At 64.3% G+C, this 15,824-nt stretch carries 14 protein-coding genes; 12 read left to right on the top strand and 2 right to left on the bottom strand.

Going from position 1 to position 15,824, the window contains the following annotated elements; genetic code table 11:
* Positions 1–38: 38 nt before the first annotated feature.
* The 11 genes from BVH01_RS16430 (at position 39) to BVH01_RS16480 (ending at position 14,098) form a co-directional block, all read left to right on the top strand.
* Positions 39–536, top strand: coding sequence for an LEA type 2 family protein (locus tag BVH01_RS16430; RefSeq protein WP_075931359.1), 498 nt, complete (start codon positions 39–41; stop codon positions 534–536).
* Between the two features lie 5 nt (positions 537–541).
* Complete coding sequence (locus BVH01_RS16435) at positions 542–745, top strand: SEC-C metal-binding domain-containing protein (protein ID WP_075931360.1); 204 nt, start codon at positions 542–544, stop codon at positions 743–745.
* Positions 735–1,187: a DUF2489 domain-containing protein gene (locus BVH01_RS16440; RefSeq protein ID WP_075931361.1), complete on the top strand. Its 453-nt coding sequence runs from the start codon at positions 735–737 to the stop codon at positions 1,185–1,187. The genes BVH01_RS16435 and BVH01_RS16440 overlap by 11 nt, the downstream gene beginning before the upstream one ends.
* Before the next feature lie 174 nt (positions 1,188–1,361).
* Positions 1,362–3,833, top strand: coding sequence for a penicillin acylase family protein (locus BVH01_RS16445; RefSeq protein ID WP_256562788.1), 2,472 nt, complete (start codon positions 1,362–1,364; stop codon positions 3,831–3,833).
* 320 nt (positions 3,834–4,153) lie between these two features.
* Entirely contained in the window at positions 4,154–5,419 is a 1,266-nt protein-coding gene (locus BVH01_RS16450; protein ID WP_075931363.1) for an NAD(P)/FAD-dependent oxidoreductase, read from the top strand.
* The gene (locus tag BVH01_RS16455) at positions 5,416–8,160 is read left to right on the top strand and encodes a molybdopterin-dependent oxidoreductase (protein ID WP_371915608.1); all 2,745 of its coding nucleotides are present in this window, start codon (positions 5,416–5,418) and stop codon (positions 8,158–8,160) included. Before BVH01_RS16450 ends, BVH01_RS16455 begins: the two co-directional genes overlap by 4 nt.
* Positions 8,161–8,198: 38 nt before the next feature.
* On the top strand, positions 8,199–8,945 hold the full coding sequence (gene cobA, locus BVH01_RS16460; RefSeq protein ID WP_075931365.1) for a uroporphyrinogen-III C-methyltransferase: 747 nt from the start codon (positions 8,199–8,201) through the stop codon (positions 8,943–8,945).
* Between the two features lie 153 nt (positions 8,946–9,098).
* On the top strand, positions 9,099–10,406 hold the full coding sequence (locus tag BVH01_RS16465) for a nitrate regulatory protein (protein ID WP_075931366.1): 1,308 nt from the start codon (positions 9,099–9,101) through the stop codon (positions 10,404–10,406).
* A gap of 648 nt (positions 10,407–11,054) precedes the next feature.
* Positions 11,055–12,377: a CmpA/NrtA family ABC transporter substrate-binding protein gene (locus BVH01_RS16470; protein WP_075931367.1), complete on the top strand. Its 1,323-nt coding sequence runs from the start codon at positions 11,055–11,057 to the stop codon at positions 12,375–12,377.
* Between the two features lie 13 nt (positions 12,378–12,390).
* Entirely contained in the window at positions 12,391–13,236 is an 846-nt protein-coding gene (gene ntrB / locus BVH01_RS16475; RefSeq protein WP_075931368.1) for a nitrate ABC transporter permease, read from the top strand.
* A 10-nt stretch (positions 13,237–13,246) separates the two neighbouring features.
* On the top strand, positions 13,247–14,098 hold the full coding sequence (locus BVH01_RS16480; RefSeq protein WP_075931369.1) for an ABC transporter ATP-binding protein: 852 nt from the start codon (positions 13,247–13,249) through the stop codon (positions 14,096–14,098).
* A 12-nt stretch (positions 14,099–14,110) separates the two neighbouring features.
* On the opposite strand, the gene BVH01_RS16485 is transcribed toward BVH01_RS16480, so the two are convergent.
* Positions 14,111–14,338, bottom strand: coding sequence for a hypothetical protein (locus BVH01_RS16485; RefSeq protein WP_075931370.1), 228 nt, complete (start codon positions 14,336–14,338; stop codon positions 14,111–14,113).
* A 271-nt stretch (positions 14,339–14,609) separates the two neighbouring features.
* The gene (gene dcd, locus BVH01_RS16490) at positions 14,610–15,176 is read right to left on the bottom strand and encodes a dCTP deaminase (RefSeq protein WP_013792448.1); all 567 of its coding nucleotides are present in this window, start codon (positions 15,174–15,176) and stop codon (positions 14,610–14,612) included.
* Positions 15,177–15,502: 326 nt separating this feature from the next.
* On the opposite strand from dcd, the gene BVH01_RS16495 reads away from it, so the two are divergent.
* On the top strand, positions 15,503–15,712 hold the full coding sequence (locus BVH01_RS16495) for a cold-shock protein (protein ID WP_003245585.1): 210 nt from the start codon (positions 15,503–15,505) through the stop codon (positions 15,710–15,712).
* Positions 15,713–15,824 lie beyond the last annotated feature (112 nt).

Consider the following 15,824-nt stretch of genomic DNA (forward strand, 5'->3'; position numbering starts at 1 on the left):
CGTCTCTTGTTACACTGGGGGCTCGAACGGAGTATGAAATGTTTTATCAGGCGCAAATGATAAGAATTCTTAGCCTAATGGTATTCTTGGGTATGGGCGCGGCGCTCAGCGGCTGCTCGACCTGGTTCTCGGACAGTTTCGAAGACCCTGACGTACGCCTCGTGGACGTCAACGTGGTCAAGGCCAAACTGCTCGAACAGCGCTTCATCCTGCGCTTTCGCATCGATAACCCCAACGACGTCAGCTTGCCGGTACGCGGCCTCGAATACGTGGTGCACCTGAACGACGTGCTGCTCGCCGATGGCGAGTCGGAAGTCTGGTTCACCGTGCCGGCCAAGGGGCATCTGGAGTTCGACGTTCCCGTGCGCACCAACCTGTGGCGCCACGTGCGCCAGGTGGTAAAGCTGCTGGAGAACCCCGATGAGCCGATTCGCTACCGCCTGCAGGGTGAAGTGAAAACCGGATTATTCTTCGGCCGCCGCGTGCACATGGCGCGCAATGGCGAGATAATTCCCGGCGATTATCTTCCGGAGTGACCCGCATGACCCAGCAACCCCACGTCCATGGCCCTGACTGCAACCACGATCACGACCATGATCATCACCACGATCACGGTCATGTGCACGGCCCGCACTGCAACCACGGTTCTCAGGAGCCGGTACGCAATGCCCTGAAGGACGTTGGCCGTAACGACCCTTGCCCATGTGGCAGCGACAAGAAATTCAAGAAGTGCCATGGGGCTTGATCAGCTCCTGATCCTGCTTGCGGTACTGATCGTCGGCGCACTCGCCTTCTACGCGGCTCATCTCTGGCGCCAGGTTTGGGCCAGACAGCATCAGCAGGCGCAAATGCGCCTCGCGCAACGCCAGCGCCTGCATGACGATCTGCGGGTGTTGGCAAGCTCCCTGCTCGATGGCCAGCTGCCGCTGATCGAAGGTGCCATCCGCATCAAGGTGCTGCTCGACAATTACGACAGCGAGCTGAGCCTCACGCCCCAGGCCCAGGTGTTCCAGCGTCTCTACGACGCCATCGCCCATGTACCGACCCACGCCGACTGGCAGGCCCTGAGCCGCGCCGAACGCCGCCTGCACGAAGCACGTTTCGCCGAGCTGAACGAGGCTCATCAGCAGCAGGCTCACCAGGCGGCGCGCTGGTTGCTCGACGAGGGGCTGGCCACCCGGCCATAACCCCACGTCGCATCGCCTCTCGCGCCACTTGCCAGGCGTGATGGGCCTCTCTACCTTTAGCGCCGTTCGCGCCCAAGGCGCCGCCTACTACCTTTTTCTTCAGGAGTCCGCCGCATGCTGCCGCGCGCTTTCCGCCCTCTCGCCACCCTGAGCCTCGCCGGCCTCGTTACCGGCATGGTCGCGCTGAGCGGTTGCCAATCCCTGCTCGACAGCCGTTATCGCAGCAGCGTGGCGCCGGATCAGGGCTCCTTTCGCGTTCAGGGCCTGGCACAGACCGCTTCGGTGCGCCGTAACCCGCTCGGTATGCCGCTGATCGAGACCCACACCTTCCACGACGCCCTGTTCACCCTGGGTTACGTGCATGCCAGCGATCGCCTCAGCCAAATGGTCAGCCTGCGCCTGATGGCCGAAGGGCGTCTGGCGGAGATGGCCGGCCCCGGCGTGCTGGAGATGGACCGCTTCATGCGCGCGGTGAACCTGAAGAAGAGCGCCGAGGTGCTCTACAAGAATGCCTCGCCACGCATGAAGGCGTTCTTCGAGGTCTACGCCCGCGGCGTCAACGCCTACCTGTTCCGCTATCGCGACAAGCTGCCGATGGATCTGGCCGAAGCCGGTTATCGCCCACCGTACTGGAAACCGGAAGACTCGGTGCTGGTGTTCTGCCTGCTCAACTTCGGCCTGTCGGTGAACCTGCAGGAAGAAATCGCCGCCCTGAGCATGACCCAGAAGGTCGGCGCCGACAAACTCGCCTGGCTGCTGCCCACCTACCCGGACGAGCCGCTGCCGTTCGAGGAGGCCGACAAGCTCAGGGGCCTCAACCTGGGCGGCAGCATTCCCGGCCTGCAGGCAGTGAAGAGCGCCGCCGCCCAGGTGTCCGAACAGCACATGCTCGGCGTGGCCGCCTCGAACAACTGGGCCATCGGCTCGTCGCGCAGCCGCAGCGGCAAGAGCCTCTTGGCCAACGACATGCACCTGCCGATCGAGCTGCCCTCGGTGTGGAGTTTCGTGCAGATCCGCGCACCGAAATTCCAGGCCTCCGGGGTCACGGTCGCGGGCATTCCCGCGGTGGTCGCCGGCTTCAACGGCAAGCTCGCCTGGGGCATGACCATGGTCATGGGCGACAACCAGGACCTGTTCCTCGAGCAGGTCAAACGCGAGGGCAATCGCCTGCTGTACCTCGCCGACGGCAAGTGGCAGCCGGCCGTGCAGCGCCAGGAAACCTTCTTCATCAAGGGCCAGAAGCCGATCCGCGAAACCGTCTACGAAACCCGCCACGGCCCGCTGCTCAACAGCGTGCTGGGCGAGCGCAAGCACCCCATGCAGCCGTTGCAGATCCAGAGCGGCTACGGTCTGGCGCTACAGACCGCGCAGTTCGAAAGCGACGCCAGCCTGGACGCCTTCTTCGACCTGTCCCGTGCCCAGTCGGTCGAGCAGGCCTTCGAGGCGACCCGGGAAATCCGTGCCATGCCACTGAACCTGGTGTTCGCCGATGCCGAGCATATCGGCTGGCAGGTCACCGGGCGCTTCCCCAACCGCCGTGAAGGCCAGGGCCTGGTACCCTCGCCCGGCTGGGACAGTCGCTACGAGTGGGACGGTTTCGCCGACCCCATGCTCCACCCTTACGACCAGGATCCGCAGCAAGGCTGGCTGGGCAGTGCCAACCAACGCAGCGCACCGCGCGGCTATGGCATGCAGTTGTCCAACTCCTGGTATGCGCCGGAACGCTACGAGCGCATCGCGCAGCTGGCCGGCAGCGGCCGCCACGACACGCAAAGCATGATCGCCATGCAGTACGACCAGACCTCGCCCTTCGTGGCCAAACTGCAGGGCATGTTCGAAGCGCAGAACATGGCCGCACCGCTGCGCCAGGCCATCGACCGCCTGCCTGAAGCGCAACGCGGCAAAGCCCGTGAGGCCCTGAGCCGGCTGATGGCCTTCGACGGCAAGCTCTCGGCCACTTCCGCGGATGCCGCCGTGTACGGTGCCTTCCTGCACCAGAGCGCCAGGGAAATATTCCTCGACGAACTGGGCCCTGATACCTCGCCGGCCTGGAAGGCCCTGGTCGATACCGCCAACCTGTCCTACTCGGCCCAGGCCGATCATCTGCTCGGCCGTGACGACAGCCCGTTCTGGGACGACGTGCGCACCGCTCAGAAGGAAGACAAACCGGCGATCCTGGCGCGCAGCCTGGCAGCCAGCATCGAGCTGCTCGAGCAGCGCCTGGGCGCCGATCGCAATGCCTGGCAGTGGGGCAAGCTGCACACCTACGAATGGCGCAGCGCCAGCACGCAGATGGCGCCCTACCTGAGCGCCGGCCAGCGCGCCAGCATCGCCTCGCTGAAGGGCTATCTGGATCGCGGCCCCTACCCTGCCGGTGGCGACCACAGCACCCTGAATGTCTCGGCCTACAACTGGGGCCAGGATTTCGATACCTGGCTGATTCCGAGCATGCGCATGATCGTCGACTTCGGCCGCGAGGAACCGATGATCGGCCTCAACAGCTCCGGGCAGTCGGGCAACCCGGCCAGCCCGCACTATGCCGATGGCATCGACGCCTGGCGGCGCGCGCAGTACGTCAGCTTCCCGGTGCTGCAACAGAACCTGGAGAAGACCTACGGGCGCAAACGCCTACTGCTGACGCCTTGAGGCACCAGGCTGGTGCCTTGCGCACCAGCCCGGGGCAACGCAGCTGCACAGAGGCAACGCCGGCTACAAACCGGCGGCGGCCTGCGCCAGTACCGGCGCCCGGCAGCCCTTGCCGGGCGTGAGCGCCGCCAGCCGAACGCGCATCTTTGATGCTGATTGGCACACTCCCTGCTCGTGTACCCGCAGACATCGAGCCTGTCGGCATACGGCAGGCTCCCCGAAACGAATCGGGACCGGACAAAGGCGTCCTTGCACTCACGGTGCAGGACGCCTTTTTTTCGGCCCCACGTTGGCCCGGGTCAGCTAAACGGAGGTCGCGGATGAAACGCTTGAAACTGGTGATGATCGGCAACGGCATGGCCGGCGTGCGCACGCTCGAAGAGCTGCTGAAGATTACCCCCGACCTTTACGACATCACCGTGTTCGGCGCCGAGCCGCACCCCAACTACAACCGTATCCTGCTCTCGCCGGTACTGGCCGGTGAGCAGACCTTCGACGACATCGTGCTCAACGACCTCGCCTGGTACGCCGACCACGGCATCGAACTGCGCCTGGGCCGCAAGGTACTGGAGATCGACCGCGTCCGCCGCCAGGTGATCGCCGATGACGGCAGCCGCGCCGCGTACGACCGCCTGCTGATCGCCACCGGCTCGCGGCCGTTCATGCTGCCAATCCCCGGCAATACGCTGGACGGCGTAATCGGCTACCGCGACATCGCCGACACCCGCCTCATGCTCGACAGCGCCAACCGACACCGCCGCGCGGTGGTGATTGGCGGTGGCCTGCTGGGCCTGGAAGCGGCCCACGGTCTCAAGCTACGTGGCATGGACGTCAGCGTGGTGCATAACGGCGCGACCCTGCTGGAGCGCCAGCTCGACGAGCGCGCCGGGCGCCTCCTACAGGCGGCGCTGGAAAACCGCGGCCTGCACTTCGCGCTTGGCAAACAGACCAGCGAACTCATCGGCAATGCTGCCGGCCGGGTCAGCGCCGTGCGCTTCAGCGATGGCGAGAGCCTGGCGGCCGACCTGGTGGTGATGGCCGCCGGCATTCGCCCCAATATCGAACTGGCCCAGCGCGCCGGCCTGCCGTGCGCTCACGGCATCCTGGTCGACGACACACTGCAGAGCTTCGACCCACGTGTGTACGCGGTGGGCGAATGCGTCAGCCACCGGGGCGTCGCCTACGGCCTGGTGGCGCCGCTGTTCGAGCAGGCCCGCGTGTGCGCCAGCCACCTGGCCATGCAGGGCTATCGTCGCTACCTCGGCTCGCTGACCTCCACCAAGCTCAAGGTCACCGGCATCGAGCTGTTTTCCGCCGGGGATTTCGCCGGTGGCCCGGGCACCCAGCGCATCACCCTGGACGACCCGACCACCGGCAGCTACCGCAAGCTGGTGCTGAAGAACGACGTACTGGTCGGTGCCTGCCTGTACGGCGATACCGCTGATGGCGCCTGGTATCTGCAACTGATCCGCGAAGGCCGCAATGTGGCCGCCATCCGCGACCTGCTGATGTTCGGCGAAGCAGCCGCGGCCAGCCAGGCACCGACCGTGCCTGCCGAACCGCTGCCTCTGCAGGGAGCAGCCTGATGAACGACCGCGCCACAAAGACCACCGCCTCGACCTGCTGTTACTGCGGCGTCGGCTGCGGCGTGCTGATCGAGCACGATGGCGAACGCATCCTCGGCGTCAGCGGCGACCCGACGCACCCGGCCAACTTCGGCAAACTGTGCAGCAAGGGCGCTTCGCTGCACCTGACCGGCGACCTCGCCGCCCGCGCCCTGTATCCTGAACTGCGCCTGGGCAAGAACCTGGGCCGCACTCGCACGGACTGGGACAGCGCTCTGAATCACGCCGCCGATGTGTTCGCCGCAACCATCCGTGAGCACGGCCCGGACAGCGTCGCCTTCTACATCTCCGGGCAGTTGCTGACCGAGGACTACTACGCGTTCAACAAGCTGGCCCGCGCCCTGGTCGGCACCAACAACATCGACAGCAATTCGCGCCTGTGCATGTCCTCGGCGGTGGTCGGCTACAAGCGCAGCCTGGGTGCCGACGCGCCGCCCTGCTCCTACCAAGACATCGAAGAAGCCGACACCCTGCTGATCATCGGCAGCAACATGGCCTATGCTCACCCGGTCCTGTTTCGTCGCCTGGAAGCCGCCAAGGCCGGCAAGCCGCAGATGAAGGTCATCGTCGTCGACCCGCGGCGCACCGACACCTGCGAGCTGGCCGACCTGCATCTGGCCATCGCCCCCGGCAGCGATGTGGCGCTGCTGCACGGCGTGTTGCACCTGCTGCTGGAACAGGGGCGCATCGACCACGCCTTCATCGAAGCGCATACCGAAGGCTTCGACGCGCTGCAAAGCCTGGTTGCCGAATACGAACCCGTACGCGCGGCCGAGCTGTGTGCGATCAGCGAGATAGACCTGCGGCGCTGCGCCGACTGGATCGGCCGCTCGCCGCGCTTCCTGTCGTTGTGGTGCATGGGCGTCAACCAATCCACCGCCGGCACCGCGAAAAACGCCGCGATCATCAACCTGCACCTGGCCACCGGGCAGATCGGCAAGGCTGGCAGCGGCCCCTTCTCGCTGACCGGCCAACCCAATGCCATGGGCGGACGGGAGACCGGCAGCCTGTCCAACCTGCTGCCCGGCCACCGCGAGGTCGCCAACCCCGAGCATCGCGCCGAGGTCGCCGCCTACTGGGGCGTCGACCAGTTACCGGGGGCGCCGGGGCTCAGCTCCATCGAGCTGTTCGAAGCTGTCGGCAGCGGCAGGATCAAGGCGCTGTGGATCGCCTGCACCAACCCGGCCCAGTCGATGCCCGACCAGCACAAGATTCATCAGGCCCTGCGTGATTGCCCGTTCGTGGTGGTGCAGGAGGCTTTCTCTACCACCGAAACCTGCCGCTTCGCCGACCTGCTGCTGCCCGCTGCCAGCTGGGGCGAGAAAGAAGGCACGGTGACCAACTCCGAGCGCCGCGTCAGCCGTGTGCGCCGTGCGGTGCCGGCACCTGGCGAAGCGCGGGCGGACTGGTCGATCACCTGCGACTTCGCAAGGCTTCTGGAAGCCAGGCTGCCTGGCGTACCGTCCGGGCACTTCGCCTTCCACACTGCCGAGCAGCTGTTCGAGGAATACAAGGTGCTCACCCGCCGACGCGATCTGGATCTGAGCGGGCTAGGCTACGGTCTACTGGAAGCCCGCGGCCCACAGCAATGGCCGTTTCCCCAGGGCGCCGAATCCGGTACGCCGCGCCTCTACGGCGATGGCCGTTTCCCGAGCGCCAGCGGCCGGGCACGCTTTATCGCCGAGGCCTATCAACCGCCCAGGGAGCGACGCGATGCGCGCTATCCACTGACGCTCAATACCGGTCGGCTGCGCGATCAATGGCACGGCATGAGCCGCACAGGCACTGCATCACGACTGTTCGCCCATGTCGAGGAACCGCTATTGGGCCTGCATCCCCAGGATATGGCGCAGCGGCAGTTGCAGGACGGCGCACTGGTCGAAGTACGTAGCCGCCGCGGCGCACTGGTGGTGCGCGTACAGGCCGATGCCAGCCTGCAACCAGGCCAGGCATTCCTGCCCATGCACTGGGGCGACCGTTTTCTCAAGGGCCTGGGCATCAACGCCCTGACCCTGCCGGCGTTCGATGCGCTGTCCAAACAACCCGAGCTCAAGCATGCCGGCATCGAAGTACAGGCCATCGACCTGCCCTGGACCCTCCAGGCGCTGATCGAAGGTGACGTGCAGCAGCGCCTGGAGGCCCTGCGCCCGCTGTGCGACAGCTTCGCCTACGCCAGCTTCGGCCTGGTCGGCCGCGAGACGCCGGCGCTGGTGCTGCGCGCCGCCCATCATCACGCCCCTGCAGCGGATCTGCTCGATCAGTTGCACGAGCGCCTGAGCCTGAGCGATGGTCCGGTGACGCGCTACGACGACCCGCGCGATGAACAGGGCTGCATGCCCATTCACAAACGGGTGCGCATCGAAAAAGGCCGCCTGACCGGCTATTGCCTGAGCGGCGAAACCCGCGCGCGCAACTGGCTGCGTGAGCTCTGGCAAAACCAGACCTCGCTGGACGATGACACCGGTCGCGCCCTAAGGCGCTGGCTGCTGGCACCACTGGAGTCGCCGCCCGGGCAGACCACGACCCGCACCGGCAAAACCCTGTGCACCTGCATGAACGTCAGCGAGGCAGCCATCCGAGAAGGCATCGAACGCGGCTGCGACCTCAACGCACTGAAACAGAATCTTGGCTGCGGCACGCAGTGCGGCTCCTGCGTCCCGGAAATCAAACGCCTGCTGGCGCTAAAGACCCTCGAAGCCTGACGCAGATCAGATCGACCCGAACCATGAGGATTACCGTGATGAACCCAAGCGTATGGCTGATCGGCGCCGGCCCCGGCGACCCGGAACTGCTCACCCTCAAGGCGGTACGCGCCCTCGGTCTGGCCGACGTGGTGCTGATCGACGACCTGGTCAATCCGCAGGTCCTGGAGCACTGCCCCGGCGCCCGGGTAATTCACGTCGGCAAGCGCGGCGGCTGCCGCTCGACGCCCCAGGCCTTCATCCACCGCCTGATGCTGCGCTATGCCCGCCAGGGCAAGGTGGTGGCACGCCTCAAGGGCGGCGACCCGTGCATCTTCGGCCGTGGCGGCGAAGAGGCCGATTGGCTGGCCGCGCGCGGCGTGCAGTGCGAGATCGTCAATGGCATTACCGCCGGTCTCGCCGCCGCGACGCGTTGCGGTATCTCCTTGACCCTGCGCGGCGTGGCCCGCGGGGTGACGCTGGTCACCGCCCACACCCAGGACGGCAGCTCGCCCAACTGGCAGGCGCTGGCCCACAGTGGCACGACATTGGTGGTGTACATGGGCATCGCCACCCTGGCCGACACCCGCCAACACCTGCTGGATGCCGGCATGGTCGCGCACACCGCCGTGGCGATGATCGAGAACGCCTCCCTACCCGATCAGCGTGAATGCCGCAGCACCCTGCAGGCAATGGCCGACGACGCCCAGGCATTCGAGCTGAAAAGCCCGGCCATCCTGGTGATCGGCGACGTGGTCGGCGCCGCCATCCTGGCCGCTGAACAGCTGCAGGTGCAAAGCGCCTGAAATCAGCATAAGGACGGGCACGCCGTACCCTCGAGGTTGATCCCAAAGGGCCGTCGTAACGCGCCCTTGCCTGCCCGATTGGCTGCACCGCGCCAGAACTGGACTGCTATTTGCACCGTTGTGGTTCAACACTGCGACCAACAAGACGTTCCCATGCCTGATCACAAGATGCCCCCCACCCTGCGCTTCATGCTAGCCGCCCGCCGTTGCGAGCTGCAGGGCCTGGAGAGCCTGTCCGTCACCTGCGAGCTGGTCACCCGGATCAGCCAACTGGTGCACCAGTTGCAGAAGGAGCGCGGCTACTCGAACGTCTATCTGGGCAACCAGACGGATCACTACCTGCACCAACTTGATGCGCACAGTGCGGGTTCTGCCGCCGTAGAGCGCGAGGTGCACGACTGCTTTCTATCCATCGACACCGCCCAGGCCACTGCCGCCGACCGCGCCCGCCTGTTCAACCGCATCGCCTACGTGCTGCATGGCCTGGAGGAACTGCCCGGGCTGCGTCGGCGCATCCGCGAACGGCAATTGTCCCCAAGGCAGGCGACCCAGGCCTTCACCCGCCTGATCGGCGGGCTGCTGGCGGTGGTTTTCGAGGCGGCCGACACCGCTGCCGAGCCCGGCATAACCCGCGTTCTGGTGGCGCTGTTCAACTTCATGCAGGGCAAGGAACTCGCTGGCCAGGAACGCGCGGTCGGCGTCGAAGGCTTCTCCCGCGGGCATTTCGACGATGAATTGCAGGCTCGCCTGCTGCACCTGCAGGAAGGCCAGGAGCGCTGCTTCGACATCTTCGGCGAGTTTGCGGGCGACGAAGCCAATGCCCTGTGGCAGCAGATTCTCGGCACCGACACGGTTGCCCAGGTGAGCAGCCTGCGCGGAATCGCCAAGCGCACCTCGGCCATCGCCCAGGTGGATCCGGGTTTGTGCGAGCTGTGGTTCGAACTCAACACCAGGCGCATCGACGCCATGAAACAGGTGGAAAGCCACCTGACCCAATGCCTGCTCGAACGCTGCCGACGCAGCATCGCCGAAGCCCACGCCGACCTGGACAACCATCGCGCCCTACTCGGCCGCGTGGCGCAGATGGATGCCGGCAGCGATCAGGCGCTGCTGTTCAGTGTGCACAGCAGCACCCTCGACGCCCCGCCTCAGAACGCCGTGGGCAATCACCTGGCCCGCTCGGTACTGGACCTCCTGCACGAGCAGAATCAGCGCCTGCAGCAGGTCAGCGACGAGCTGCAGGAAACCCGCGAAACCCTAAACGAGCGCAAGCTGATCGAACGCGCCAAGAAGCTATTGATGACCGACTACGGCTTGAGCGAAGACGCAGCCTACGCCCGCCTGCGTCAATCGGCCATGGAGCGCAACATGCGCCTGGTCGATGTCGCCCAGAGCTTGCTCAGTTTTGCGGCGCGCAAGGCCCAGGAAAAGCCGCGAGCGGACAAGGGCCGGCGCAGCTGAGCGAGCGGCGGCTGTCGGCTGAGCATGGCCTCGCGCCTCTGGAGTGCCATGCAGCAATGGCTACAACGTGGCGCAAGCGGCTTTCTGTAGGGTGGACGACGCTTCACCTACGCGGCCCGACCCGTCCACCGCTCTGCGATCGCAATGGTGGATGAAAAGAGCGTCATCCACCCTACCTAGTTAGTAGCCCGGCGCTGAGCGTAGCGATGCCCGGGACGCGGTTTGCGCCACAAAGCCAGCGCCAATTCGGAAATCCATCCTGGGTATCGCTTCGCTCAACCCCAGGCTACGGGTCACCCTCCACATGCACCTGCGCCGCGCACTGAAGAGGCACCGCGCCCCGCTGCTGTGCGATCACAATGATCGTTCCCATGCTGCGTGATTGTGCGTGACCTAACCAAAGCGATCCGAAAAGCCTTCCCGCTCAATCAGTTAATACGCCGGTGCACACTGTTCAGCGGTGACCGCCTGGTCGTTGAATTCGGCGAAGCAATGGCTGGCATGCAACCTGCTATATCCCAAGCGAGAGGGCAGGCTCTGCCCCTCCACAATCCGAATTCCTGGACAACGGCGTCCACACTCGATGCAGCACAGCGCTGCCATGAGCGTGACGCCGTTTTTTTATGCGTGCTTTTTGGGGAGAACGAGATGGACGACACGCCACGCGCCGCCGACGAAAAAACCGGCCTGCCACGCCGCACCTTCCTCAAGCAGTCCATGGGGCTGCTCGGCGGCGGCGCCTTGATGAGCATGCTGCCGGCGGGCCTGAGCAGCGCGGTCTGGGCGGCGGGGACCGATGGCCTGGAAACCACCAAGGCCAAGCTCGGCTTCATCGCGCTCACCGATGCCGCACCGTTGTTCGTCGCCGAGGAGCTCGGGCTGTTCGCCAAGCACGGCATGACCGACGTCGAAGTGCTCAAGCAATCCTCCTGGGGCACCACCCGCGACAACCTGGTACTCGGTGCCGGCAGTGGCGGTATCGATGGCGCTCATATCCTCACGCCGATGCCTTACCTGATGGCCGCCGGCACGATCACCACCAACAACACGCCGCTGCCGATGGTCCTGCTGGCGCGCCTGAACCTCAATGGCCAGGGCATCTCGATCAGCAAGGAATACCAGGATCTCAAGCTCGGTACCGATGCCAGCGCCTTCAAACAGGCGGTCACCGCCAAGCAGGCCAAGGGCCAGAAGATCGCTGCGGCAATGACCTTCCCCGGCGGCACCCACGACCTCTGGCTGCGCTACTGGATGGCAGCTGGCGGCATCGAGCCGAACAAGGATTTGCCGACCGTGGTCATCCCGCCACCGCAGATGGTCGCCAACATGAAAGTCGGCAGCATGGATGCCTTCTGCGTCGGCGAGCCGTGGAACGCCCAGTTGATCAACCAGAACATCGGCTACAGCGCGGTGACCACCGGCGAGCTGTGGGCCAACCATCCGGAAAAAGCCCTTTCGCTGCGCGCCGACTACGTGAACGCCAATCCCAACGCGACCCGTGCCCTGCTCAAGGCGGTAATGGAAGCGCAGATGTTCTGCGAAGCCGCAGCCAACAAGGAGCAGGTCGCGGAAATCTGCGCCAAGCGCCGCTGGATCGGCGCGCCTGCCAAGGACCTGCTGGCGCGCCTGCAGGGCAACTTCGATTACGGCAACGGCCGCGTGGTTGAAAACAGCCCGCACCTGATGCGCTTCTGGAGCGAGTTCGCCTCCTATCCGTTCCAGAGCCACGACCTGTGGTTCCTCACCGAAAACAAGCGCTGGGGCTACCTGCCGAAGGATTTCGACAGCCAGGCGCTGATCGACCAGGTCAACCGCGAGGACATCTGGCGCCAGGCAGCGGCCGAGCTGGGCGTGCCCGCCGAGCAGATTCCCCAGAGCAAATCCCGCGGCGTCGAGACCTTCTTCGACGGCAAGACCTTCGACCCACAAAACCCGCAAGCCTATCTCGACAGCCTGGCCCTAAAGGCCTAACCGGAGAAACGCCATGAATGCGCCCGTCAAATCCCTGGCCCTGCCGGCCGGCGTCGTCGCCCCCAGTTGGCTCAAACGCCTGTCGAAAAACCTGATGCAGTCGGTGCTGCCGCCGCTGGTGATCACCGCTGCGCTGATGCTCGTCTGGCAACTCTTGTGCAGCGGCGCCAATGCCGCCCTGCCGCCGCCGAGCCAGGTCATCGAAGACACCTGGGAGCTGATCGTCAATCCGTTCTACGACAACGGCGGCACCGATGTCGGCATGGCCTGGCAACTGCTCGCCAGCCTGGAGCGCGTGGCTTACGGCTATGCCCTGGCGGTGGTGGTCGGCGTAGCCCTCGGCGTGCTGGTCGGCCAGTCGACCTGGGCGATGCGCGGCCTCGACCCGCTGTTCCAGATCCTGCGTACCGTGCCGCCGCTGGCCTGGCTGCCATTGTCGCTGGCCGGTTTCAAGGACAGCCACCCTTCGGCGCTGTTCGTGATCTTCATCACCGCCATCTGGCCGATCATCATCAATACCTCGGTGGGCATCCGCAACATTCCCGAGGACTACCGCAACGTCGCCAAGGTGCTGCGCCTCAACGGCGTGGAGTACTTCCAAAAGATCATGCTGCCGGCTGCCGCGCCGTACATCTTTTCCGGGCTGCGCATCGGTGTGGGCCTGTCGTGGCTGGCGATCATCGCCGCCGAGATGTTGATCGGCGGTGTGGGTATCGGCTTTTTCATCTGGGATGCGTGGAACGCCTCGCGCATCGGCGACATCATTCTCGCCCTGATCTACGTCGGCGTGGTCGGCTTCGTGCTCGACCGCCTGGTGCTGTTCGTCGGCAATCGCATCACCCGCGGCACATCGGCCTGAGGAGACAGACATGAGCAAGCACTACCTGAGCATCGAGCATGTGGAAAAGTACTTCGAGCGTGACGGCGTCACCTCCCACGTGCTGAACCAGATCAACCTCAACGTCGCGCGCGGCGAATACATCTCCATCATCGGCCACTCGGGCTGCGGCAAGTCGACGGTGCTCAATATCGTCGCCGGCCTGACCGATTCCAGCAGCGGTGCGGTGATTCTCGATGGTCGTGAGGTACGTGGCCCTGGCCCGGATCGCAGCCTGGTGTTCCAGAACCACTCGCTGCTGCCCTGGCTGACCGTGCAGGAAAACGTCGCCCTGGCCGTCGACAAGGTGTTCAAGCGCACCAAGAGCAAGGCCGAACGCCGTGACTGGACGCTGCATCATCTGGAGCTGGTAAGCATGGGCCACGCACTGCACAAGCGGCCCAACGAGATTTCCGGGGGCATGAAGCAACGTGTCGGGATCGCCCGCGCGCTGGCCATGGAACCCAAGGTGCTGCTGCTCGACGAGCCCTTCGGCGCGCTGGACGCCCTGACCCGCGCACACCTGCAGGATGAAGTGATGCGCATCCAGAGCGAGCTGCACAACACGGTGTTGATGATCACCCATGACGTCGATGAAGCCGTGCTGCTCTCCGACCGAATCGTGATGATGACCAACGGCCCATCGGCGACCATTGGCGAAATCCTCAGCATCGATCTACCGCGCCCGCGCGATCGCATCGCCCTGGCCGATGACCCACGCTACAACGCCTATCGCCACGCGGTACTGAGTTTTCTGCATGAAAAGCAGCGCAAGGTCGAACCCCTGCAACGGCGTACCGCTGCGCCGCAAGAGCCGGCCGACCAGCAGCGCGCACGGGCGTGAAGCGAAGGGCGGTCAGTCCTTGGCGATGCCGGTGATGGTGATGCCGAAGCGTTCTTCGAGCCGCACCGCGGGGGTCTGCTCCTCGTGGGGCTGCTCCTTCGGCTCGAGGGGTTCGAGATTCTCTTGAGCCCATTCGAGCAGCCAGGTCACCGCCTGCTCCAGGCTGGGTTTTTCCTTGGCTTTCACCTTGAGGACTTCGGCAGCTTCGTCTCGGCTATAGGTGATGATCCATCGGCTCATGGCGAGTCTCCAGCAGGTAACGGCACGCAATGCGTGCCCTGATAGAGATGTAGACCTGTCGTCGGTAAACAGTTCGCCCTATAAATATCGGGGAACTTCACCTGCCATGACCACTCAGAAATTACGCATCGATTGATTTCTCCGGGCGCATGAGGCGCCCATTTTTTTGCCTGCGATTTGCCGCAGCGCCCAGCATCGGCGGGTTTTGCGGGCAAAAAACAGACATAAAAAAACCGGGCCGGGCCCGGTTCCTTTCATGCTGCAGCGACCATCAGGCCTTTGGCAGAGTGACGCCAGTCTGGCCCTGATACTTGCCGCCGCGATCCTTGTAGGACACTTCGCACGCTTCGTCCGACTGCAGGAACAGCATCTGCGCCACGCCTTCGTTGGCGTAGATTTTCGCCGGCAGGTTGGTGGTGTTGGAGAACTCCAGAGTCACGTGGCCTTCCCATTCCGGCTCCAGCGGCGTGACGTTGACGATGATGCCGCAGCGCGCGTAGGTGCTCTTGCCCAGGCAGATGGTCAGCACGTCGCGGGGAATGCGAAAGAACTCCACGGTGCGCGCCAGGGCGAAGGAGTTCGGCGGAATGATGCACACGTCGCTCTTGATGTCGACGAAACTCTTGGCGTCGAAATTCTTCGGGTCGACGATGGCCGAATGGATGTTGGTGAACACCTTGAATTCGTCCGCGCAGCGCACGTCGTAGCCGTAGCTGGAAACCCCGTAGGAGATTACCCGGCTGTCGTCCGCGCCGCGCACCTGGCGCTCGACGTAAGGCTCGATCATGCCGTGTTCCTGGGCCATGCGGCGAATCCACTTGTCCGATTTGATGCTCATGGCGGGGCCGTCCTGAAGGTCTTTACGGTGAAAAGTGCACGCATCTTACCGGGCTGAAGAGCTGGGTTCAAAGCCTCTCGACGGCCCGCAGAGACGCCCTTGCGCAGGCGCCGATGCAAGTAAATCGCAGAAAGACTGACAGACCATTCGCACTTCGCGAAAAAAGCGGGTATGGTGATCCCACTGTGCTGCATGTGTCACCGCGAATCGCTACATGATGCCTAGATTTCGATCCAAACATCGTCCGACTCCTAGTACTCGTTGCACTCAGTCCCGGCCTGGTTCTATCCAGGGCTGTTAATTATTTAGTTCTTAGGAGACATCACATGTCCAATCGTCAGACTGGCACCGTTAAGTGGTTCAACGATGAAAAAGGCTACGGCTTCATCACCCCGCAATCCGGTGACGACCTGTTCGTACACTTCAAAGCTATCCAGAGCGATGGCTTCAAGAGCCTGAAAGAAGGCCAGCAAGTTTCCTTCGTGGCCACCCGTGGTCAGAAAGGCATGCAAGCTGAGGAAGTTCAGGTTATCTAACCTGCGCTTTCTGCAAAAGAACCCCGCCTAGGCGGTAATGCTGTTCACTTAAGCGGAGCAGCCTTACGATCCACCGGATATCGGGTTTTGGAAATCTTCACCGTCCTGGGTC

Source organism: Pseudomonas sp. PA1(2017) (assembly GCF_001945375.1).
Lineage (GTDB): Bacteria > Pseudomonadota > Gammaproteobacteria > Pseudomonadales > Pseudomonadaceae > Aquipseudomonas.

Coding starts and splice junctions, on each gene's coding strand:
- ntrB (WP_075931368.1), top strand. CDS start 12,391: ATGAATGCGCCCGTCAAATCCCTGGCCCTGCCGGCCGGCGTCGTCGCC.
- BVH01_RS16465 (WP_075931366.1), top strand. CDS start 9,099: ATGCCTGATCACAAGATGCCCCCCACCCTGCGCTTCATGCTAGCCGCC.
- BVH01_RS16480 (WP_075931369.1), top strand. CDS start 13,247: ATGAGCAAGCACTACCTGAGCATCGAGCATGTGGAAAAGTACTTCGAG.
- BVH01_RS16485 (WP_075931370.1), bottom strand. CDS start 14,338: ATGAGCCGATGGATCATCACCTATAGCCGAGACGAAGCTGCCGAAGTC.
- BVH01_RS16445 (WP_256562788.1), top strand. CDS start 1,362: ATGGTCGCGCTGAGCGGTTGCCAATCCCTGCTCGACAGCCGTTATCGC.
- BVH01_RS16450 (WP_075931363.1), top strand. CDS start 4,154: ATGAAACGCTTGAAACTGGTGATGATCGGCAACGGCATGGCCGGCGTG.
- BVH01_RS16430 (WP_075931359.1), top strand. CDS start 39: ATGTTTTATCAGGCGCAAATGATAAGAATTCTTAGCCTAATGGTATTC.
- BVH01_RS16470 (WP_075931367.1), top strand. CDS start 11,055: ATGGACGACACGCCACGCGCCGCCGACGAAAAAACCGGCCTGCCACGC.
- BVH01_RS16440 (WP_075931361.1), top strand. CDS start 735: ATGGGGCTTGATCAGCTCCTGATCCTGCTTGCGGTACTGATCGTCGGC.
- cobA (WP_075931365.1), top strand. CDS start 8,199: ATGAACCCAAGCGTATGGCTGATCGGCGCCGGCCCCGGCGACCCGGAA.
- BVH01_RS16435 (WP_075931360.1), top strand. CDS start 542: ATGACCCAGCAACCCCACGTCCATGGCCCTGACTGCAACCACGATCAC.
- BVH01_RS16495 (WP_003245585.1), top strand. CDS start 15,503: ATGTCCAATCGTCAGACTGGCACCGTTAAGTGGTTCAACGATGAAAAA.
- dcd (WP_013792448.1), bottom strand. CDS start 15,176: ATGAGCATCAAATCGGACAAGTGGATTCGCCGCATGGCCCAGGAACAC.